Annotated in this window: 17 protein-coding genes; 6 read left to right on the top strand and 11 right to left on the bottom strand. The window is 67.8% G+C overall.

What is annotated here, in order from left to right:
- Window positions 1–52 precede the first annotated feature (52 nt).
- From BJ988_RS08315 to BJ988_RS08300, 4 genes are all read left to right on the top strand, one after another.
- The gene (locus BJ988_RS08315; RefSeq protein WP_246321438.1) at window positions 53–2,314 is read left to right on the top strand and encodes a S8 family serine peptidase; all 2,262 of its coding nucleotides are present in this window, start codon (window positions 53–55) and stop codon (window positions 2,312–2,314) included.
- Between the two features lie 133 nt (window positions 2,315–2,447).
- Entirely contained in the window at window positions 2,448–3,047 is a 600-nt protein-coding gene (locus BJ988_RS08310; RefSeq protein WP_179657596.1) for a cysteine hydrolase family protein, read from the top strand.
- Window positions 3,048–3,054: 7 nt separating this feature from the next.
- Entirely contained in the window at window positions 3,055–3,981 is a 927-nt protein-coding gene (locus tag BJ988_RS08305) for a GlxA family transcriptional regulator (RefSeq protein WP_179657595.1), read from the top strand.
- A gap of 154 nt (window positions 3,982–4,135) precedes the next feature.
- On the top strand, window positions 4,136–5,071 hold the full coding sequence (locus BJ988_RS08300; protein ID WP_179657594.1) for an endonuclease/exonuclease/phosphatase family protein: 936 nt from the start codon (window positions 4,136–4,138) through the stop codon (window positions 5,069–5,071).
- A 263-nt stretch (window positions 5,072–5,334) separates the two neighbouring features.
- On the opposite strand, the gene BJ988_RS08295 is transcribed toward BJ988_RS08300, so the two are convergent.
- The 11 genes from BJ988_RS08295 to BJ988_RS08245 all read right to left on the bottom strand — a co-directional run bounded on the left by BJ988_RS08295 (window position 5,335) and on the right by BJ988_RS08245 (window position 18,660).
- Entirely contained in the window at window positions 5,335–7,338 is a 2,004-nt protein-coding gene (locus BJ988_RS08295) for a fatty acid desaturase (RefSeq protein ID WP_179657593.1), read from the bottom strand.
- 84 nt (window positions 7,339–7,422) lie between these two features.
- Window positions 7,423–8,685: a PucR family transcriptional regulator gene (locus tag BJ988_RS08290; protein ID WP_179657592.1), complete on the bottom strand. Its 1,263-nt coding sequence runs from the start codon at window positions 8,683–8,685 to the stop codon at window positions 7,423–7,425.
- A gap of 233 nt (window positions 8,686–8,918) precedes the next feature.
- A complete protein-coding gene (locus BJ988_RS08285; RefSeq protein ID WP_179657591.1) occupies window positions 8,919–9,647 on the bottom strand; it encodes a TSUP family transporter in 729 nt (242 codons plus the stop codon).
- 136 nt (window positions 9,648–9,783) lie between these two features.
- Window positions 9,784–12,633: an FAD-binding and (Fe-S)-binding domain-containing protein gene (locus BJ988_RS08280; RefSeq protein ID WP_179657590.1), complete on the bottom strand. Its 2,850-nt coding sequence runs from the start codon at window positions 12,631–12,633 to the stop codon at window positions 9,784–9,786.
- Between the two features lie 41 nt (window positions 12,634–12,674).
- A complete protein-coding gene (locus BJ988_RS08275; RefSeq protein ID WP_179657589.1) occupies window positions 12,675–13,502 on the bottom strand; it encodes a DUF6282 family protein in 828 nt (275 codons plus the stop codon).
- A 1-nt stretch (window position 13,503) separates the two neighbouring features.
- Window positions 13,504–14,355 (bottom strand): nitrilase-related carbon-nitrogen hydrolase, encoded by an 852-nt coding sequence (locus BJ988_RS08270; protein ID WP_218860681.1) that lies wholly within the window; start codon window positions 14,353–14,355, stop codon window positions 13,504–13,506.
- Window positions 14,352–15,311, bottom strand: a complete 960-nt coding sequence (locus tag BJ988_RS08265) for a glycine betaine ABC transporter substrate-binding protein (RefSeq protein WP_179657588.1) — start codon at window positions 15,309–15,311, stop codon at window positions 14,352–14,354. Before BJ988_RS08265 ends, BJ988_RS08270 begins: the two co-directional genes overlap by 4 nt.
- Window positions 15,312–15,357: 46 nt before the next feature.
- Window positions 15,358–16,140, bottom strand: coding sequence for an ABC transporter permease subunit (locus tag BJ988_RS08260; RefSeq protein WP_218860679.1), 783 nt, complete (start codon window positions 16,138–16,140; stop codon window positions 15,358–15,360).
- Window positions 16,137–17,150 (bottom strand): ABC transporter ATP-binding protein, encoded by a 1,014-nt coding sequence (locus tag BJ988_RS08255; RefSeq protein WP_281365472.1) that lies wholly within the window; start codon window positions 17,148–17,150, stop codon window positions 16,137–16,139. The genes BJ988_RS08260 and BJ988_RS08255 overlap by 4 nt, the downstream gene beginning before the upstream one ends.
- Window positions 17,143–17,790: an ABC transporter permease gene (locus tag BJ988_RS08250; protein ID WP_179657587.1), complete on the bottom strand. Its 648-nt coding sequence runs from the start codon at window positions 17,788–17,790 to the stop codon at window positions 17,143–17,145. Before BJ988_RS08250 ends, BJ988_RS08255 begins: the two co-directional genes overlap by 8 nt.
- An 87-nt stretch (window positions 17,791–17,877) precedes the next feature.
- Complete coding sequence (locus BJ988_RS08245) at window positions 17,878–18,660, bottom strand: IclR family transcriptional regulator (protein WP_179657586.1); 783 nt, start codon at window positions 18,658–18,660, stop codon at window positions 17,878–17,880.
- A 202-nt stretch (window positions 18,661–18,862) separates the two neighbouring features.
- Between BJ988_RS08245 and BJ988_RS08240 the strand changes: the two genes are divergently transcribed.
- Together BJ988_RS08240 and BJ988_RS08235 are read left to right on the top strand one after the other, a co-directional pair.
- Window positions 18,863–19,783, top strand: coding sequence for an alpha/beta fold hydrolase (locus BJ988_RS08240; RefSeq protein WP_179657585.1), 921 nt, complete (start codon window positions 18,863–18,865; stop codon window positions 19,781–19,783).
- Between the two features lie 156 nt (window positions 19,784–19,939).
- A complete protein-coding gene (locus BJ988_RS08235) occupies window positions 19,940–21,034 on the top strand; it encodes an FUSC family protein (RefSeq protein ID WP_179657584.1) in 1,095 nt (364 codons plus the stop codon).
- Window positions 21,035–21,039: the final 5 nt, after the last annotated feature.

Below are 21,039 nucleotides of genomic sequence, written 5' to 3'. Positions count from 1 at the left end.
GCTCCGGCCCGCTCCCTACCTTCAGTGCGTTCCCCATCGCACAGGAGGAAGCATGAGCAGAGTAATTCGACGCGTGGTCGCCTCAGTCGTCGCGATCACGGCCGGTTTCGCCGTGATCGCGACGACTCCGTCCGCGTCGGCTCAGGACCCGTCGCCGCCCCGAACTGTCATCAATCACGCGAGCCACCCCGTCCCCGGTTCTTACCTCGTCACCCTTGCGCCACAACGGAGCGCCGCCGCAGTAGGCAGCAGGACCGCCTCCTTGGCGGACCGGTACGGCGGTGACGTGACGAGCGTGCTGACGGCAACCATGCAGGGTTACGTCGTCAAGAACCTGTCGCCCGGTCAGGCCAAGAAGCTCGCGAACGATCCGGCCGTGTCCGAGGTCCGGCAGAGTGGCCGGGCCTCGATCGGTGGTCCCGGAGGCACCCAGGACAGCCCGGTGAACTGGGGTCTGGACCGCATCGACCAACGGGATCGGCCGCTCGACAGGAAGTACACCTACCCGAACGACGGTGCAGGGGCGAACATCTATATCGTCGACACCGGCATCCGGTACTCCCATCAGGAGTTCGAGGGCCGGGCGAAGTTCGGCGCGGACTTCCACGCAACGCCGAACCAGGGCAACGACTGCAACAACCACGGTTCCCACGTCGCCGGGATCGCTGCCGGCAAGACGCGCGGTGTGGCGAAGAAGGCCAACCTTGTTTCGGTGCGCATCCTCGGCTGCGACGGGTACGGCGAGGACGTCGACCTGATCACCGCCGCCGAGTGGGTGACGCAGAACGCGGTCAAGCCGGCGGTCGTCAATCTGAGCGTCTACACCGACGACAAGGACATCGCGGTCAATGCGATCAAAGCCTCGATCAACTCCGGTGTGCAGTGGTCGCTGATCACCGGCAACAACGGCAGCAATGCCTGTAACTACGGCCCGGGCGGTCAGACGCCGAGTGCACTGCAGGTGGCGAACGCGACGAGCAGCGACACCCGGGCCGGTGACTCGAATGCCGGCAGCTGTATGGACCTGTTCGCTCCAGGTTCCGGGATCGACTCCGCTTTCAGGGGCAGCGATACGGCGTACGGGCAACTCAGCGGTACGTCGATGGCCGCGCCGCACGTTGCTGGAGCAATGGCGCTCCGATTGTCCGAGGTGCCGAGCAGCACGCCGGCGCAACTGGAGACGTGGATCCTGGACAACGCCAGCACCGGCAAGATGTCGGGCCTGTCCTCGGACACCCCGAACAAGCTGCTCTACGTCGCGAACGAGCCCACGACGCCGTCACCAGGATGTGACAGCAAAATGAGCCCCAACGTCGTTGATGGTACGCCGACAACCGTCTGCAAGTACCCGTTCATCATCTCGCAGCACCGGACCGGAGGAGCTCGGCCGACCGAGCAGTCCTGCACTGGGACCGTGGTGGCGAAGCGGCTCGTGCTGATCGCGGCGCACTGCAAGTACGCGCAGGGCGAGAAGTACCTGATCTACGGGCGGGACGACCTGAGCGACACCAGCAAGGGCGCCCGGATCGAGATCCAGGAGTACAGGAGCCACCCGAACTACAACGCCAATGAGGGCTGGCGGACCGGCTGGGACGTTGCCGTCATCGTCACCAAGACCGACATTCCGACACCAGCCGGGATGGCCTACCCGTCGATCGCCAAGTCATCCGACTCGCTGCCGCTCGGCACCCGCGGTACGGCGATCGGCTACGGCAAGACCGATGCGAACGACAACCAAGGCAACACCAAGCTGTATGAAGCGGTCCTGCCGACGGTCGACAAGCAGAACTGTGCCAACATCAATCAGCAGTACGACGACCGCTACATGATGTGCAGCGGGTACGGCGACGGCAGCCTCGGCCTGTGCCAGGGCGACAGTGGCGGCCCGTACTACTACCAGGGCAAGGTCTACGGCGTCTTCTCATGGCTCCGGACCGACTGCGCGTCCTACAACGCTCACGGAAAGCTGTGGGGCGTGATGGGCGACTGGGCCAACGAGCAGCTCGGCAACACCGACCCGCTGCCCGGCGGCTCGGCCCCGACGGCCAAGCTCAGTGTGAACTGCATGAGCAGCCTGACCTGTGCGGTCGACGGCTCAGCGTCGACCGACTCGGACGGATCGATCGCGTCGTATGCCTGGAACTTCGGCGACGGCACGACCGGGACAGGGGCGAAGGCCTCGCACACCTATCCGAGCAGGAACGGGACGTACACGGTCAAGCTCACCGTGACCGACAACTCCGGCAAGACCAGCAGCGCGGAGAAGCAGGTGCAGTGCCACTCCTTCGGTAGCGGCCAGGGCTTCTGCTTCTAGCCCCCACACCGAGGCTCCCCGATCCCATCTCGTCATGGGTTCGGGGAGCCGCGTTCATCTTTGACCAGATCCGTCCGCTGCCCGTCCTGATCAAGCCTTCTGCGGCACAGCGGAGCCTGCCAGGCTGAACTTCATGAGCCGAACCGCGCTGATCGTCATCGACGTCCAAGAGTCCTTCCGGGCCCTCCCGAACTGGCCAGCCGTGAACCGCCCCGACATCGCCGAGCGGGTAGCCCGTCTGGTTCGCGCGGCGCGCAACAGGGGCGACTTGGTGGTCTGGGTGCTGCATGCTGAACCGGGCTCCGCCGGTGTCTTCGACCCAGCCAACGGCTACGTTCGGCTGATCGATGGCCTCGAGCCGAGGCCAGACGAATCCGTGGTCACGAAGGTCTCCCACAACGCGTTCACCACCACGAATCTGCAGCAAGTCCTCACCCAGCACGGAGTCACCGAGGTGGTGATCAGTGGCATCCGCACCGAGCAGTGCTGCGAGACGACCACGCGGATCGCCTCCGACCTCGGGTACGACGTTGTGTTTGTCACCGATGCGACTGCGACCACTCCCCTGCCGCATTGGACGATGCCGGTCGATGCGCCCCTCGAGCAGGTCCTGGCCGATCCGCGAACCCTCAGCCCTGAGGTGGTGACCGAGCGGACCGAGTATGTCCTGGCGCGCCGGTTTGCCACCATCCGGACCATCGACGAACTGGTTACAGAACCGATGCGATCCTGACCGGATCATGACCATCCACGTCGCGTTCCTACTGACCCCGAACCTGCACCTGCTGGATCTTGCCGGGCCGGCACAGGTCTTCTCCACCGCGAACGACCTCGGCCGCGGATACCGGCTGAGCTATGTGGCCGAGACCGAGACGATCCTGACAGCCCAGGGCATCCCGGTGCAGGCACAGGTCCGCTGGCCGGACCTCGGCGCGGACGACTTGGTCATCGTGCCGGGGTGGAGCTGGTCGCGGCCACGACGGGGTCCGACGATCGGGCCGGAAACCGCGCAACGGCTGCGCCGCCACCACGCGAACGGAGGAACCGTCGCAAGCGTGTGCTCGGGGGCGGACGCGCTCGGAACGGCCGGATTGCTCGATGGTCGCCAATTCACCACTCACCATGACCTGGCCGGCGAGCTCGCAGCCCACTACCCACAGGCGAAGCTCGTGCGAGATGTCCTGTACGTGACCGATGACCGGGTGACTACGTCTGCAGGAATCGCCAGCGGCATCGACCTCGCCATGCACCTTGTCGCCGGGAACGATGGCCCCGAAGTAGCCGCGCGTGTGGCACGGGAAATGGTCGTCTACGCGCGACGCAACGGGCACGAGCTTCAGGAGAGCGTGATCCTGCGGCATCGGGGCCACCTCAGCGACCTCTCCCATCGGGTACAGGATCTCATCGACGAGCGCTACGCCGACCGTCTCCTGCTCTCCGACCTCGCTCGCCAGGTCGGCGTCAGCGAGCGAACCCTCACAAGGGTCTTCGTCGCTGCAACAGGGCTGACCCCGCTCCGCTATCAACAACTTCTCCGGCTCGAGAAGGCCGAACACTTGATCGGCCACGGCACGACAGTCGAAGCAGCTGCGCGAACGGTCGGCTTTGAAGACGCCCGTATGCTCCGACGTCTCCGCTCACGTTCCGAGAAACCGGCCGAAGGCTAGGCCCGATCCACCCTCTTCTCGCTCAGTCTCCACTGTCCTGGACACCTGTCGTACACGATCTGCCACGAGCGGTCGCTGGTCAGCCAGCCCTTGGCGGCAGACGATTCTCGTCACCGCCTTGGCGCGTTCATCTGCACCGCGTACCGGGGGAGGCATGACGACTCTCGGCACATGGAACCTCGAAAACCTCTTCCGCCCCGGCAAGGACGGTCCATCCAGCAAGAAGGACTACGACAACAAGCTCACCACGCTCGCCGCCACGATCAACGAACTCGCACCCGACGCACTCTGCGTCCAGGAGATCGGCGACCCCGACGCTCTCGACGACCTCGTCGCCATGCTGAACGGAACCTGGCGTACGGCACTGGCTGACCCAGACGGACGCGGCATCCGCGTCGGCATCATCTCCAAACCCGCGCTGACCAAGGTCGAGCAGATCCGCGACCTCCCCGAGCAGCTTCGACCCATCCAGGTCGAGGACGACGGAACCACCATCGACGCCATGGGACGCCCGGCACTACGCGCCCGCATCCGGAGCAAAGGAACCAGCGTCGACGTCGTCTCCACCCACCTGAAGTCCAAGCTCCTGACCTTCCCCGGCGGCCGATTCAGCCCCAAGAACGAAGGCGAACGAGCCCGCTACGGCGTCTACGCCCTCACCCGCCGAGCGGGAGAAGCGGCCGCCATCCGCGCAGGCATCGACGTACTCCTCGACGGGGATGGCGCGACCAACGCCGTTTTCATCGGGGGCGACCTCAACGACGAGGTCCAGGCCGCGACCACCCAGATACTCCTCGGCCCCGGCGGATCCGAGATCGGCACCGCCGGGTACGACAAACCCGACAAGGGCGACGCCGTCCGCATGTGGAACCTCGCCCCGTTGATCCCCCAAGACGAGCGCTACTCACGGATCTACCAGGGCCGACGCGAGCTCATCGATCACCTCCTCGTCTCCAGGGCCCTGGTAGCGAAGGCCAAGAACGTCACCACCGGCGGCGGCAAGACGCCGTCGATAACCGACAACCCGAACGCCCGTAAGAACGACCCCGGATCCGACCACCGACCCGTCGTGGCCACCTTCGACCTGTGACCGAGAGCTGGAGCGCGCCTGCTTCAACACTGCATCCGTGGAGCAAGCGTGCTCGCGCACTCGGCCACGTGCCTACCGACTCCAAACATAGGTTTGTTCGAGCAGTCCACCCACGCATCTATCGCTTTCTGGGCGTGAGCGAGGCAGGCATCCCCTCAACGGCACCGTGTGCTCGTCAGCGGACATCGGGGTTTCCATCGGTTCAGATCGAGTGGTGGTCGCGCAGAGGCAACCCGCAGCCTCGACTGGACGGGCTGGACAGATCAGTTGTCGTAGTCGACGGAGACGGACGGTGTGGTCGGGCGGGACAGGCAGGTGAGCACGTGGCCGGTCTCGACCTCGATCGAGGACAGGGCGAAGTTCTGCTCCATGGCAACCGACCCCAACAGGACCTTCGCCTTGCATGTGCCGCAGGCTCCGCCGAGGCAGGCGTACGGCGCCTCGAGCCCCGCCTTCAACGCGGCCTCGAGGACGGTGTCGCCGGCTGCCAGAGAGACCTCGTGCTGTCGGCCACGCAGGCCGACGTTGACCGCGGCCGGGGCGAAGCCGTCGGCGACCCGAACCTTCTGGTAGCCGTGGAACAGCTCGACGTGCACACGGTCCGGCTCGATGCTGCGTTCGGTCAGCAACCCATGCAGGTCGGTCACCATCTCGACCGGTCCGCACAGGAACCACTCGTCCACCGAGGACGCGGCCAGCTCGGAGCCGAGCCAGCGTTCGAGCTTGGCCCGGTCGATCCGGCCGCGCAGATGCTCCGGGTGCCGGGGGTCGCGGGAGCGTACGTGGATGATCCGGAGCCGGTCGGCGTAGCGCGCCTCGAGGTCATCGAGGTCGTCGCGGAACATCGTGCTGTCCACGTCCCGGTTTCCGTAGATCAGGGTGAAGCGGCTCTCCGTCTCGACGGCGAGGGTGGTCTGCAGGATCGAGAGGATCGGGGTGATCCCGCTGCCGGCGGCGATCGCCACATAGCTCTTCGCGGCGAGCGAGTCGACCGCTGTCCCGAACGAACCGGTCGGTGTCATCAGCTCGAGGGTGTCGCCAGTTCGGAGCTGCTCCATCGCGAAGGTGGAGAAGGCTCCGCCCGGGATGTGCTTGACCGCGATCGCCAAGGTGTCGGACGTGGCCGAGGAGCAGATCGAGTAGTTGCGACGTACGCCCTCTCCGCCGAGGTCGGTGCGCACGGGGACGTGCTGACCGGGTTCGAAAGAGAACTTCTCGCGCAGCTCGTCAGGCACGGCGAAGCGGATCAGCACGCTGTCGTCGGTCAGCCGGTCGACGCCAGCGATCGGAACCCGGTGGAACTCCGCGGCACGAGCCGAGGATCGCTTCGGCATCCGCACCGGGAGGAGGCGGGCCATCTTGCCGTTCAGCGTCTTCCATTCGCGGTACTCCTCCGCATCGAGCTGATGACCGAAGACGGTGCCGATCGCGGCATCGCGCTCGAGGTAGGCCTCCTCGTTGCGACGCCAGGCCGCGACGTAGCGGTAGAACGGGATCGAGGGATGCAGGTGGTGGACCAGGTGATAGTTCTGCGAGAGGAGCAGCGGCGTGAGTACCCATTCGGATCCGACCCGGTTGCGGGTGGCGCGGTAGCGGTTCTCCTGCTGGGTGTCCTCCAGGTCGTGGTGCGGCAGCCAGTCGAACCACCAGGCCAGCACGAACATCGCGACCCGCTCGGGGATCAGATAAAGGACCGCCAGCGTCCACAGATGTCCGGCGAAGCCCGCGGCGACGATCACGGCGATCGTCGTGCCCATCAGCAAGACCGTCTCGAGCACCTCTGACTGGGGGCGACGCTTCACATTGCGCACCAGGAAGGAGAGGTACGGCACGTCCATCAGCGGGAACCGGAACGGGACCTGCCACCACGGGGCGCCACTGACGAAGTGGTCGGGGTCGTTGTCGTCGTCGTTGGTGTTGCGGTGGTGCTCGATGTGGATGAACGCGAACGACTTGAACGAGATCAGCGGCGAGACGAAGAGCATCGCGACCCGGCCGAAGGCCACGTTGACCCAGCGATGGGTGCTGATCGAGTAGTGCGCGGCATCGTGCAGCACAGTGAACAGCACGAAGATCGCGGCCCCACTCAGCAGGACCGTCACCGGGACCGGAAGCCGCTCGGTCAACGCCGCCCACGTCGAGACCGCGAAGAGCGCGATCGCACCGGAGAAGATGCCCACGATGGGCCAGGAGATCGTCGGGACCCTCTCACCCGGGTCCGGGAGCGCATGGCGGGTGGCTGCGGGTTGCTCTGCGGTTGCTGACATGCCCTCAACGTACGAACCGCGAGCGATCCCCCACTAGGGTAACCGAGCCCACATCGATGTGCGCCCAGCACATAATGGCCGGGATCACCGAGGTTTCGGATTGAGCACCACCGGACCCAGCACACCCGCCAGACGCAATGCGGCATGCAGCTCGGCAACGCGCTGGGTCGCCGGGCGCCCGCGCCGCTCCTCGGCCCGGCGGAGGCGCTGCAGGACGGTATTGCGGTGTACGCCGAGCTCGTCGGCCGCGGCCGCCAGGCCACCCTGTGCGTCGAGCACCGCAAGCAGCGTCCGCCGTTCCTCCTCCTCCCGGCGCCCGGTGACCGCCAGCCCACCCAGCTCGGTCGCGACGAACGCGCGGGCCAGGTCGAGATCGCCACTCATCGCGTCCACGAGCGCGATCTCCGCGTACGGCGTGACCGCGGATGCGCGACCCATGAGCCCGATGATCCGACGACCCCGCTGCGCCTGGACATGGGAATCGCGAAATCCGCCAGGGCCCTGCGCTGGGGCTCCGATCGAGATCCGAACCGGCTTGGGAATCTGGTCGGCCAATGGAGCAAGGCTCTCCGTCGCCACACCGGGAGCTCGCGCGGTGGAGACCCAGCCCCACAGGGCCTGGGCGCCATCCGGGACCAGCAGGGGATGCGGCGAACCGAAATGGGCTCCGACCGTCGTACCGACCCGCGCGAGGTCGGAGTCATCGCGATCGGTCCAGCAGACGAAGGCCGTCTGCCAGCCGGTGAGGCGATGCACCAACGTACGCTCGGCGCGCCCGAGGTCGATCCGGTCCCCGGCGATCAACGCGCGGACCGCGTCCGTCCGGGCCGCTCGGTCCCGGTTCTGAATACGGTCGAGCTCGGCGACGTACTCGGTCGCGACCTCACTGGAGATGCGATCGACGTACGCGAACGCGTAGCGCTGCAGGTAGTCCACCACCGCAAGGGAAAGCCCCGGGGCCTGCACGAGATCGGCGATCCTGGCCAGGATCCGCTCACTGAAGTAGGCGTGGCCCATCCGGTAGAAGCGCAGCATCACGTCGACGCTGTAGCCGCGGGCCGCCATCGCACGCGCATGCTCGAGCGCCGTGACCGGCGCCGACGCGGCACTCACATCGATACCGTGCCGCACCATCGAGAGCGCCGCCTCGAGGTTCGAGGAGCACGACCCCAGCGTCAGACCGCGGAGATCCTCATCGGCACCGGCCTCCGGGATCCGTTCGAGGATGTAGTCGAACATGTCATCGGCGTAGGACGACACACGACCCAGCAACTCGGTGGCGGTGCGGCGCAACTCCCCCACCACCGACTCGGGAAGGTCTCCCGACTCAGCCGCACTCACACCCATGCCAGGAGACTACAGACGATCCCGGCGACAACGACCGGGTCCCGCCTGCTCCTCATCGTCTCACCGCTGGTCATCGTCTCCCTCTCTTCAGGAAGCCTTCGGCCCTGGCGACGTTGTCCTCTGGGTCCGACCTACCAGCCCCTGCGATACGTCTGACCGGTCTGTGCCGTTCTGCACTTGGTCGTACGCAGGATAAGCATCAGTCAGGGCAGATCATTCCCTCACGCTCTTGCTCAGACGAGCGAGCTCACCAACACAGCAGCCGCCGAGACGACGAGCGTGCCCATGACGAGCGGTCGCAGCCGCGCCGGTGAGACCCGATGGAAGACGGCATCACCCAGCCGCCAGCCGACAGGCAGCCCGGCCACTCCACCGAGGGCGAGCAGCAGCACCTCGACGTCGATGTGACCGAGGACGAGGAAGGCAGCGACCGCGACGAGATCCTGACCGGCGAACACCGCCTGCAGAGTGGCCCGATAGCGCCTCGGCTCGCGATCGATGAGCACCATCACCAGAGGAGGGCCGTTCATCCCGGTCGAGGTCAGCAGTCCTCCGCTCACGATGCCGGCTACCGGCAGACCACGACGTCCGACCTTCGGCATGACCGCCATCAGCAGCACCAGGATCAGCATCACCACCGCGATCCCGGCCGTGAGCAGACGTTCGTCGGCCACCGCCAACAGCACCAGACCGACCGGCATCCCGATGATCCCCGTGAGAGTCAGCAGCAGACTGTCCCGCCGGTCGACGTACGCACGCTCACGCAGCGCGACGCCGGCTGTGAGGACCAGGCTGACGGCCGTCGCCGCGACCACGGCGCGGGCCGGGTCGGTCACGAGAAGCAGACCGGGCACCGCCGCAAGAACAGACCCGAAACCGGTCACCGCCTGTACGAGCGCAGCGACCACGAACACCAGAAGCGCGACCCCGGTGAGGGTGAGCAGATCGGTCAGCACCGGCACGTCTCAGATCGCGAGCGGCGCAAAGGCGCCATCGAAAATGGCGGAGAGGCGGGCGTAGGCGTCTGGCGGGAGCACCGACGCAACATACTGGTCGGTCCGCACCACGGCTTGCGATACCCCCTACGCGACAGGTCGGCTAAAGGCGCGAAGCGAACAGCTCCGCCAGGTGGAGGGCAGGGACGTCTGCGAGGTCGTCGAGCTGGACGCGGCAGGACATCCCGTCGGCTAGGACGACCGCATCCGGGTTGGCCCGAAGCGCCGGGAGCAGGTGGGTCTCGGCGACCGCGACGGAGACCTCGTAGTGGCCCTCCTCGACACCGAAGTTCCCAGCGAGACCGCAGCAGCCCGAGACCCTGGTGACGTTGGCCCCGGCCTTGCTCAGCAGCGCCTCGTCGGCCGCCCAGCCCAGGACCGCGTGCTGGTGGCAGTGCGGCTGCGCGACGACGTCGACACCCTTCAGGTCGGGTAGCGGCAGATCGAGCCGGGTGACGAGCTCGGCGAAGGTCAGCATCCCCTCCGCGACGGTCCTGGCCTCGGGCAGGTCGGACAGCTCGAGGGAGTCCGAGCGCAGGGTCGCGGTGCACGAGGGCTCGAGCCCCAGGACCGGCACGCCGGAGGCAACGTACGGGGCGAGGGTCCGTACGGTCCGGTCCATGATCCGCCTCGCCTGGTCGAGCTGGCCGGTGGTGATCCAGGTCAGGCCGCAGCAGGCCTTGTCGCCGATGACCCGGACGGTGAGCCCGTGCGCCTCGAGGAACCGGATCGCGGCGTGCCCTGACTGGGTGAAGAAGTGGTCGGTGAAGGAGTCGGCCCAGATCCACACGTCCGGGGCGTCCTCGGAGGTCGTGACCCGAGCAGTCTGCGCGGACCGTTTCAAGGTCTTGTCCGCAAAGGTGGGGATCGAGCGGCGCTGGTCGATGCCGGCGGTCTTCTTGGCCAGGCTCGCGATCGGACCGATCTTCATCGACGCGTTCAGCAGCGGCGCCATCGGCCTTGCCAGCCGCGCCCACATGGGCAGCCTGCCGAGCACGAGGTGCGAGCGCGGCCTGCGCTCGTTGGCGCCGCCGGGCGCGTCGTACTTCTGGTACAGCGCCTCGGACTTGTACGTCGCCATGTCGATGCCACTGGGGCAGTCGCTCGAGCAGCCCTTGCAGGCCAGACACAGGTCCAGCGCCTCACCGACGGCCTCGTCCGCGAGTCCCTGCACCAGGCTGCCGTCGAGGGCTTCCTGCAGCACGCGGGCGCGGCCACGGGTGGAGTCCTTCTCCTGCCGGGTGGCGAGATAGGAGGGACACATCACCCCGGTGGTCTTCGGCGCCACGCACTTGCCCACGCCGGTACAACGGTGCACGGCGGCACCCAGGTCTCCGTCGTCGTGGAGCAGGTTGAGCCCACGGTGGCGCGGCAGTGTGACCGGCCGGACCGGTCGCAGGTCGTCGGTGATCGAGGCCGGCTCGACGATGTTGCCCGGGTTCATCAGGTTGTCCGGGTCGCAGATCTGCTTGGCCGCTCCGAAGAGGGCGATCGAGTCCGCGTCGTACATCAACGTCAGCAGCTCCGAGCGCACCCGGCCGTCGCCATGTTCGCCCGACAGCGACCCGCCGTACTCCTTCAGCTTCATCGCGCATGCCGTCATGAAGTCGCGGAACACCTGCGCACTACCCGGGTCGCCGGCCTCGAACGGGAAATCGATACGGCAGTGGATGCAACCGTCACCGAAGTGACCGTACGGAAAGCCCTGCAGTCCGTACGCTGCCAGGATCTCGTCGAAGTCACGCAGCCAGGCACCGAGGTGCTCGGGTGGAACGGCGGAGTCCTCCCAACCCGAGTACGCCGGGGTGGAGAGTGAGCGGCCGGCCAGTCCGGCGCCGTCCTCGCGGATCTGCCACAGTGCCGCCGCCTCGTTCCGGTCGGACACGAAGCGGGTGTCGAGCGCACCGCCGGCGCGCCGCAGCTGCTCGACCACGGCCACCGCATCCGCGCCGGCGACCTCGGCAAGCAGCCAGCCACCACCGCGAGGAAGCTCCGGGATCGGCTTGCCCTTCGCACGCACCAGCTCCACGATCCGTGCGTCCATGCCCTCGCACGCGATCAGGCGACCCGGCGCGGCCGCCAGCAGCGCCGGCACCGCGTCGGCCGCATCGGGCATCGTCGGATACCCCAGCACCAGCAGCACCCGGCCAGGCTCGTCCTGCACGAGTCGCACCGTCGCCTCGAGAACCGTCGCCAGCGTTCCCTCCGAACCGACCAGGAACCGCTCCATCCGACGGCCCCGCTCGGGAAGAAGATGCTCCAGGCTGTAGCCGCTCACCTGACGTCCGAACCGCCCGAAGCTCGTCCGGATGTGCGCCAGGTGGTCGTCGGCCAGCCCGGCGAGAGCTTTGGCCGTAGGCCCCTGCTCTCCGGCGCCGGCGCCGAGGCGGGCGACCTCACCGGTCCCGAACAGCGCGGTCAGACCCTCGACGTTGTCTGCCGTACGCCCGTACCCCAACGCCCGCGAACCACAGGCGTTGTTCCCGATCATCCCGCCGATCGTGCACCGTGGATGCGTGGACGGGTCCGGCCCGAACCTCAAGCCGTACGGTGCTGCCGCACGCTGCAGGTCGGCGTGCACCACCCCTGGGTCGACCGTGGCGGTCCGAGTCTCCGGATCGATGCTGATCCGGCGCAGGTCGCGGGTGTCGACGACGATGCCGGGGCCGATCGCGTTGCCCGCGATCGAGGTGCCGGCACCGCGAATCGTCACCGGCACTCGAAGCTCGCGCGAGACCTCGTGGACCGCGTAGAGCTCGTCTGCGTGCTGGGCCCGCACCACGACCTGTGGCACCACCCGGTACAGGCTGGCGTCAGAGGAGTACAACGCCCTCGCCAGCACCGAGTCGTCCACCCGCCCCACGCCACGGCGGCGTAGCGAATCGGCGACCTCGACGGAGCGGTCATCGGTCGTCGCCCCGTGGGGCGTCGTGACTGGGCGCGGTGCGGGCATGGGGGGGTACCTCGGAGGCAGTGGATGGTCGTCGGGTGGGGTCAGCGGGGGCTGAAGAGCGCCTCGGGGACGGTGGAGGCGGCGTCGAGGAGCCAGGAGCGGTCCAGCCCCTCGGCGGCGAGGGTGTCGATGAGCAGCTGCAGCGCGTCGGGCGGGTTGGGCGTGTCCTGCTGCCCGGCGTCTGAGGCGAGCACCAGCTTCGGACCGGCCGCACGGGCCACCGCCGCCAGCATCTCGGGGGTGCATCCCGGTTGGTGGAGGAGCTGGTAGGTGGTGATCTCGATGTGCCCGCCGGTCGCGGCGAGCTCGGCGATCTCGCTGGGCCCGAGCCCCGGCACCGTGTACGAGGGGTGGATGAACAGCACCCGGTCGATGCCGTGGTGCGGGGCCCGGCTGGCAAGCCAGTGGCACTCGGGGCCGCTGAGATGCCCGGTGGCCAGGACGGCGTCCGCCTCACCGATCAGCCGCAGCACCTGCTCCGCGGGCTCCTCGCCGGCGGGGTCGACCGGCGGCACACCGTAGACGCTGTCGGGCAGTCGCGGATCCTGGTCGTGCAGACGTGGCAGCCCGGCTGTCCTCTGCGTGTGCGCGTCAGCGGTCGGGAACCAGACGACCCGGCCACCTGCGCCGAGAGCCGCGGCGACCGCCGCGGGGTTGATGCCGCCGACGTGCTGGTTGAGCGCCACTCCCCCGTACACCCGCAGTCCGGTCGCCCGGGCCACGGCCTGGGCGCGCCCCACCGTGGGCTCGTAGTGTCCCTTGAGGACGAACCCGCTGTAGCCGGCGTCGAGGTAGGTCTGCCCGATGGCGAGGTCGTCGCCGAGTCGTGGGAGCACGTCGGGCGCGGCGTGCACGTGTGAGTCGAACATCTCAGCTGATCCCCTTCGCGAGGTTCCCCGCGGCGCTGGTGACGAACTCGGCGCGGCTCTCGCTCAGCAGGGGCCACTCCCGACGGAGCCGTCGCAGTCTCTCCAGGTCGAGGTCCACGGTGAACTCCCCCGGCTCGTCATCCAGCTGTTCCAGGACTTCGCCCTCCGGGGAGATGACCCGCGAGCCGCCCCAGAAGGTGCTGCCGCTCTCTGTCCCGACCCGGTTCACGAAGACCACGTAGCACTGCAGGGTCAGCGCGGCGTGGAGCAGGATGGTCTCCCACACCTTCGCCGTGTCGCTGCCGACCGCTGATACGACGCTGTTGACGGGGACCACGAGCACCTCGGCGCCGGCGTGAACCGCCAGCCATGGGACGACCGGCTGCCACAGGTCGTTGCAGATGATCACCGAGAGCCGGACCCCGGCGACGTCGTGCCGCTCCAGCTCGGTGCCGGGCGTGAAGTGCTTGCGCTCCTCCCAACGCCAGTACGTCGGGAGGTAGAGCTTGCGCTGCACCCCCAGCGTCTCCGGTCCGAGGACGGCCGCGGCGTTGTGGACGAGGTGGAGATTCTGCTCGACGAACCCGACCACGACGGTGGGACCGTGACTCCCGAGCCGCGCGAGCCGCGCGTCATGACGGCTCAGCGGGGCGCTGTCCGGCAGATCCCCCAGGTGGTAGCCGTGGGTCGCCAGCTCCGGTGTGACCACCAGATCCACGTCGCGACACTCGGCGATCTGGCTCTCGAGCCTCTCCAGGTTCCCGGTGACGTCTCCCAGCTGGGGATCGGTCTGGAGAACCCGGATGCGAAGAGTGCTCTTCGCATCCCCGCGCGAGGCACCCAGATGGCTCACTTCACGAATCCCTTGCTTCTCAACCAGTCCTCGCTGACCAGCTCCGGGGAGTGCCCTTCGACGTCGACCTCGGCGTTCAGCTTGCGCAGCGTGGCATCGTCGAGCGCCTGCGCGACCGGCGCCAGCGCTTCGGCGACCTCGGGGTGCTCCTCGAGCAACTTCGTACGGACGCTGACGGCGGGGTTGTAGACCGGGAAGAAGCTCCGGTCGTCCTCGAGCACCGTCAGGCCGAGCGCGTCGATGCGACCGTCGGTCGCGAACACCTCACCGAAGACGCAGGGTTTCCCGTCGTCGACGCTCTTGAAGATGGCGCCCATCGCCAGCTCGGCAACCTGCTTGTTGGGCAGGTCGAAGCCGTAGTCCTGCTCCAGACCCGGCCAGCCGTCGTCGCGGCCGAGGAACTCGGCCGCTCCGCAGAAGCTCGCCTGCTCGGGGTCCTTCTGCGCGAGCGCGGCATAGTCCGACAGGGTCGAGACACCGAGCTTCTCGGCGGTCTGGTCGGCCACCGCCACCGCGTAGGTGTTGTTCGCCGAGGCAGGCGGCAGCCAGGAGATCTTGTTGCGGTCGGTGTCGGCCGCGTCCAGACGCTGGTGGAGCTGCTTCGGGTCGGTGATGAGCTCGGACTCGCCCAGGTGGGTCAGCCAGCCGGTGCCGGTGTAGTCCCAGTACAGGTCGATGCCACCGCCCTCGAGAGCGTCGCGGACCGTGCTGCTGCCGGACATGCCGCAGCTGCGGTTCACCTTGGCGCCGGTCGACTCCAGGGCCAGAGCGGTGAGCTCGCACAGCACCAGCTGCTCGGTGAACTCCTTGCCGCCCACGGTCACTTCGACACCGCTGAGGTCGGCCGACTCGGCCAACGACCCGGGCTCGACGTCGCTGGGCGGCGGCTGGGTCAGGGCGCAGCCTGACAGGGAGACGCAGGCGAGCGTCGTCGCCGCTGCGTGGATGAGTTTCATGGTTCGTTCTCCTGTGGTCCGTCACCGGGTCCACGACGTCGTCGGGTCAGAGTCCTCGCGGTCGAAGGACCTGCTCGGCGATGCCGGCCAGCCAATCGACGAGAAGGGCGAGTGCGATCGTCAGGACGCACCCGGTGATGAGGATGGGCATGCGGTTGAGCACGATGCCGCGCTCGATCAGGTCACCGAGCCCACCGGCGTTGGTGTAGGTCGCCAGGGTCGCGACGCCCACGTTCAGGATCAGCGACACCCGGGCGCCGGCGAGGATCACGGGCACCGCAAGGGGGAGCTCGACCTTGCGGAGGATCTCGCCCTTGGACATGCCCATGCCACGAGCGGCGTCGACGATGAAGGGGTCGACCTGCTGCAGGCCCACGATCGTGTTGCGGAGGATGGGCAGCAGGGCATAGATGACGAGTGCGATCACGGCCATGTTGAAGCCGACGCCCCAGATCAGCGCGAGCAGGACCAGGATCCCGATGGAGGGCACTGCCTGACCGGCGTTGGCCACCAGGAGCACAGGGCCCCGCAGAAGCTTCGCCGACGGCCGGCTCAGCCAGATGCCGAGCGGGATCCCGATCACCAGCACGACGATGGTGGACACGAGGACGAGCCAGATGTGCTCCCACAGGTTGGCCAGCACCTCGCTCTGCGCCAGCGCCCGCGACTCGACGGAGTCCAGACTGGCGTACTGCACCCAGACGAGCTGGCCGATCGCCAGCGCCAGTGCGATCATCGGCAGCTGCCATCGCCAGGCCCTGCGGGTGAGGGGGCTCTCGCCTGGGCCCGCCGGCGCGGTGGAGGCCTCGTCGATGACTGCGGCGGTCACTCCGGAACCCCCTCACCGATCAGCGGGGCGCCAGCCGTACGACTGTTCGTGCCGGCCATGACGAGGTCCTGCACGGCGACCGGTCGGCCACCGGGCACCACCACATGGGTCGCACCGGCGAGCATGGCTCGGTCGAGAGCCTGGGCGACGGTGTCGTCGTTCTGCACCTCCAGCACGTCCCGACCCGCGCCCGGGACCGAGGTGACCTCGCTCCGCTCCGCGGCCAGGTCGGCCATCCGGAGCAGCCCGAGACGCCGAAGGCCGGCCCCCTCGCCGATGAAGGAACGTACGAAGTCGTCTGCCGGATTCGTCAGGATCTCCAGCGGAGTGGCGAACTGGGCGAGCCGCGAGCCCTCGGCGAAGATGGCGATGCGGTCGCCGAGCTTGACTGCCTCGTCGATGTCGTGGGTGACGAAGACGATCGTCTTCTTGATCTGCGACTGCAGCCTGAGGAACTCGCGCTGCAGCCGGTCGCGGGTGACGGGGTCGATGGCGCCGAACGGCTCGTCCATCAGCATGACCGGCGGGTCGGCAGCCAGCGCACGGGCGACACCCACCCGCTGCTGCTGCCCACCGGAGAGCTGCTTGGGGTAGCGCTTGGCGTACTTGGCGGGCTCGAGACCGACCAGCTCGAGCAGCTCCTCGGCCCGCTCGCGGATCCGGGTCTTGTCCCAGCCGAGCATCTTGGGGACCAGCCCGACGTTCTGGGCGATCGTCATGTGAGGGATGAGACCGACCTGCTGGATGACGTAGCCGATGTGTCGGCGCATCTCGTCCGGATCGGTGTGGGTGACGTCCTGACCGTCGATCCAGATCTCGCCCGAGGTGGGCTCCACGAGCCGGTTGATCATGCGCAGCGTGGTCGTCTTGCCACAGCCGGACGGCCCGACCAGGACGACGAACTCGCCTCGGTTGATCTCCAGATCGAGCGGTCGTACGGCGTCGGCTGCTGTCCCGGGGTAGCGCTTGCAGACCTGACGGAGCCGGATCATTGGGGTGTTCTCAGACATGAAGGCCTCGCGGGGTGGTCAGTTTGGTGATGAGCAGGAAGATGATGTCCAGCACGAGGGCGACGAGCATGACCCCGAGTACGCCGGCGAGGACCTCGTTGAGGGCGTTGGCGCCGCCGATGCGGGCCAGTCCCCGAAAGATCAGCTCGCCGAGGCCGGGGCCCCGCACAGCCGCTCCGATCGCGGCGATGGCGACGACCATGATGGTCGCGACGCGCACGCCGTTGAGGATGACCGGCCATGCGAGCGGGAGGCGGACGAGGAAGAGCCTTCGCCACACGCCCATGCCGATCCCCTGAGCCGCGTCCACGACGCCAGGGTCGACCTCTTCGAGTCCGGTGACGGTGTTGCGCAGGATGGGGAAGATCGCATAGGTGGTCAGGGCCAGCGTCGTGGGAACCAGACCGAGCCCCACGATGGGGATGAGCAGGCCGAACAGCGCGAAGGAAGGGATCGTCAGCAGCGTTCCCGTCACCGACAGCAAGACGCTTCGCACGCGCGGGGAGCGTTCGGTCAACACCGCGGCGGCGACAGCGATCACGGTCGCCAGGCCCACGGAGAGCAGCACGATCTCGACATGCTGCACCGTGAGGAAGACGAGGCGCTCCGAGTTCTCGGCGACGTAATCGGCGAGGCTCATGACGGCACCTGGCGGTCAGGGGGAAGGGCAAGGCGGGGCATGGGGCTCCTCAGGTGGGGTCGGATGGTGGGCAGGGCGGCGTCCGTGTCACCCGGCGCGAGACGTCGGCGGCGAGCTGAGCAGGCCGCTCAGGTGGGCCGCCGCGTTCTGCAGCGAGCGGGCGGCGGAGACCTTGATGTCCTTCATGCGGTAGCTGGGGGCGGACAGGTTGAGCGCTCCGATGATCCGGCCGTGTACGTCACGTACCGGCGCCGCGATTCCGCTGATGTCGTCGTCGAACTCACCCTCCACGATCGCCAGGCCCTGGGCCTTGGCTCGCTGGAGACGCCGGAGCATGTCATCGATGTCGGCCGGCGCCTGTCGGCCCGCACCGACGTGGAAGCTGTCCGCGAACACGGATCGGATCTCGTCCTCGCTGTGGTCGAACAGCAGCGCGCGTCCCGAAGAGGTGCAGGTCAGCGGCGTGGTACGACCCACCCAGCTGACCGCCTCGACGGCGCGTTGCGGGCTCTCGGAGAGGATGGTCATCGCCTCGTCCCCCCGCTGGATACTGAAGTGGACGCGCTCTCGCACCAGCTGCGTCAGCCGGCGCATCACCGGGGGCGCCAGCAGAAGCAGGCGCTGATCGCCGGCATGGGCCGCGATCGCGAAGAGTCGCCACCCCAAGGTGTGGCGTCCCTCGGCGTCGCGCTCGACGAGGCCGACCTCGACCAGCGGCTTGAGCTGGCGCGAGATGACGGACTTGTCACGGCCCAGAGCTCTCGCCAGCGCAGCGACGGTCAGACCGCTTCGCTCATCGGAATCGACATCCGCGAGGGCTTCGAGCAGGGCCACGATCTTGGCGGCTGCGCTGTCGTTGGCTTCGGACATGGCGTGAATGATCTCCGTCACGTTGTGGGTAGTGCAATACGACGTTGCAGAAACTGCAACTGGCGTCGCTGCGTACCAGGGGAATGAGTGCGTTGCATTTCTTGCATCGTTCTGTTGCGAACTACGCACCTATCTCCACATAGTGGTCGCGAACTGCGGCCCGCCGCCGACTGGGCCCGGACAGAAACAGAAGGACAGCGTCGTGATCAAGAAGGACATCGTCTTCCACAGCGAGGGCAGCCGCCTGCAGGGCAGCATCTACTACCCGGACGACTACGTGGAGGGCGCCGTCTACCCGGCCCTGATCGTGAACTCGGGATACCAGGGGTTCAACGACTTCTACCCGAAGATGTTCGCAACCAGGCTCACCGAGCGCGGGTACATCTGCCTCGGTTTCGACTACCGCGGGATGGCGGACAGCGAGGGCGAGAAGGGTCGCGTGCTGATCGAGGAGCAGGTGCAGGACATCCGCAACGCGCTGACGTTCATGCGTGCGCAGGACGAGGTCGACGCCGCGCGGGTCGGGCTCGTCGGCTGGGGCATGGGCGCCGCCAACGTCGTCCTCGCGGCCGAGAAGGACCCGAAGGTCGCGGGCGTCGCGGCATTGAACGGTTTCTACAACGGGCAGCGGTGGCTGAAGTCGATCCACACCTACGACCGGTTCGTACGCATCCTCGAGGATGTCGAGGAGGACCGCGTGCGTCGAGTGGTTCACGGTGAGGTCAAGCTCGCCGACACCTTCGAGCACTACCCGCTCGACCCCGCGACCGACGACTACGTGCAGAACGAGCTGTCCTCGGTCTACGGTTTCGGGCACCCCACGAGCATCCAGCTCACCGAGTCCGTCCTCGATCTGGACGTGGACGCGGTGGTGTCCAGGACCGCGCCGATGCCGCTGTTCATCGGCCACGGCCTGCGCAACTCCCTCCACCCCTACGAGGAAGCGCTCGCGCTGTTCGAGGCGGCCTCCTCACCGAAGACGCTCTACCCCATCGACGGGCGGCACAACGACTTCATGTTCGCCGACCACCCTCAGGTCATCGCGCTCTGCGACCACCTCAAGGAGTTCTTCGACGACGCGATGACCGCGGCGGCCAAGCCGGCCGAGATCATCTCGGCCTAACCACTTCGACGTTCCTGTTGCCCGGGCCTGCTGCCCGAGCAGGCTCGGGCAGCAGGGACGTCGGGCGAGACAACCGTCTGTGTCATGAACCCGTACCGCCCGGGGTACCGCTCGAGTCATGTCTCTTCCTCCACGGCCATGCGCCCGTTGACACCGATGTCCGTGTCCCCCGCGGAACGGACGGCCCACCTCCGGGCGCGCGCACGCAGACTGCCCTGGGGCCTGGCCCTGAGGGCGGCTGGCGCGGGGGCCGTCGCCTTCTGGGTCGGTGCCGTCTTTCCGGGCCCGGCCGGCGAGTTCCCCTACTACGCGCCGCTGGGCGCAGTGGTGGCGATGTCATCGACCGTGATGGGCTCGGTTCGCAACGCCGTCCAGAGCATCGTCAGCATCTGGCTGGGCTCGGCGATCGCGCTGGCCACGGCGATGGTCATGGCTCCCACCGCGTGGACAGCGGCGCTGGTGATCGGCGTGGGGACGATGGCGGTGAACTGGCGTTGGCTCGGCGGCATGGGGCAATGGGTCCCCACGGCAGCCTTGTTCGTACTGATCATCGGAGCCGATGATCCCGTTGCGTTCGTAAGCGCCTACGGCGGGCTCACGCTCATCGGAGCCGCTATCGGCGTCGTCGCGATCGTGCTCTTTCCTCAGCTGCCTCTCGGGCCCGCAGAAGAGGCTATCCGTGATGTCCGGGCAGAGGTGATCGCCCAGCTCCGCCAGCTGGCATTTGCGCTACAAGGAGACGGACCGCCGACCGAGACACAGTGGAGTGATCGCCGGAACCAGCTGGAGCCCGCTCTGCAGCGCATGCGCGACGCGAGGGAGCTTGTCCTCGACGCGTCCCGAGCCAACAGGCGTCGGGCACACCACCAAGCCGTCCTGGAGAGCCAGGTCGAGCAGGCCAGAACCCTCGAGCGGGTGTGCGTCCTCGTGGAGCATCTCACCCAGCTGCTGGAGGAGGAGGAGCGCGCCGGGAACGACCTCGTCGGGCTCGGCCCACGGCTGCGGCCCGCGACCGCGCGAGCACTGCTCGCCCTCGCGGACCTGGTGGAGTCGGGAGACGGGCGCACCGTGGACCCCGGAGCCAAGGCGGCCGCGCGCGAGACCCTTGCCGGCCTCGTCGACCAGATCCATGCCGTACGCGTGGGCCACTCCTCGGACGACGAGCTCTTCACCGCCGGGAGCATCGTGACCAATATCCGACGGTGCCTGGAGTCTCCGCGATCGACCGACGATGAGGAGGCGCTTCGGTGAGTGCT

This window comes from Nocardioides panzhihuensis (assembly GCF_013408335.1).
GTDB lineage: Bacteria > Actinomycetota > Actinomycetes > Propionibacteriales > Nocardioidaceae > Nocardioides > Nocardioides panzhihuensis.
The sequence above is the reverse complement of the archived record's forward strand: the minus strand, read 5'-3'. Positions and strand labels throughout refer to the sequence as shown.